The organism is Corallococcus terminator (assembly GCF_003611635.1).
Lineage (GTDB): Bacteria > Myxococcota > Myxococcia > Myxococcales > Myxococcaceae > Corallococcus > Corallococcus terminator.
This window is the reverse complement of sequence record NZ_RAVZ01000719.1, coordinates 1-1046: the sequence shown is the minus strand read 5'-3', so window position 1 is coordinate 1046 and position 1046 is coordinate 1. Positions and strand designations below refer to the sequence as shown.

Sequence of the window (1046 nt, the reverse complement as noted above, 5' to 3'; positions counted from 1 at the left end):
GGCTGGGGCTCATCATCCAGGGCGGGCTGATTGGACCGCTGGCGCGCAAGGTCGGGGAGTTCCGGCTGCTCATCATCGGAGCGTGCATCCTGGCGGCGGGAATGGCGGGGCTCGCGGTGTCGCAACAGGCGCCACTGATGATGGCCTCGGTGGTGCTGGTGGGCGCGGGGATGGGGTTCCTTCAGCCGCTGATTTCAAGCCTGGCCTCGCAGGTGGCCATGCCGTCGCAGCAGGGCGCCGTGCTGGGTCTGGCGCAGTCGTGCGGAGGCCTGGCGCGCACGGTAGGGCCCGTGGCGACCGGCTGGATGTATGCGTCATTGGGCACCCAGACCCCCTTCCTGACGGGCATGTTCGCCGCGCTCACGGCGGCGGGACTGGGGCTGCTTTTGAGTCGGGAATCGCTGGAGGAAAAGGCGCGGTAAAGCGTCTCCGGACCCACCCGGGTCAATCCCTTCCGTCAGTCCATACCTCCTTTGGGGGTCTTGTCAGCGCCCGACCTGGGAGAGCAGGCTTTGCACGCACAGGAGGTGGTGAAGCGATACCACTTCCGGGGGGGCGGGCTTGCCATTGGCGGGAGATGTCGCGCTGCTGGATGCGTTGGACCGACACGCCCGGCGCCGGGGAGAAGGCATCGCGACGCTGAGCGTGCTGGAAGGCCCGGCGGACGCCGCGAGCACGCTCTGGGCCCGGTGGGCGGCCCGTCACGGTCTGGGGGTGGTGGAAGTCTCCGGTGAGGACCTGCACGCGGCGGCGCTGGGCTGGGCCCGGGCGCTGGCGGCGGGAAGGGACCTGGGGGCGGACGCGGAGGCGCTGGCGACGTTCAGCCTGACGGCCGCGAATCCCAGACACCTGCCGGTGTTCACGGGCAAGACGGCGCACGAGCGGCGCGTGCTGCTGGACGCGCACGCTCCGCCCGCGAGGCTGCCAGAGGCGACGTGGGCGCTGTGCCGCGCGCTCGTCATCGGGAGGGACGCGACAGCGCCGGGGGTGTTGCCAGACGCGGTGACCGCGGCGCTGGCGAAGAACGTGGGCGCGGGGCTCAGGGC

At 71.4% G+C, this 1046-nt stretch carries 1 protein-coding gene and 1 pseudogene; both read left to right on the top strand.

Annotation, left to right across the window (positions count from 1 at the left end):
* Positions 1 to 422 (top strand): MFS transporter (locus D7V88_RS41765; protein WP_147449164.1); only part of this gene is annotated, 422 nt, incomplete at its 5' end.
* Between the two features lie 139 nt (positions 423 to 561).
* A pseudogene (locus tag D7V88_RS41760) lies at positions 562 to 1046 on the top strand (endonuclease domain-containing protein); the annotation flags it as partial.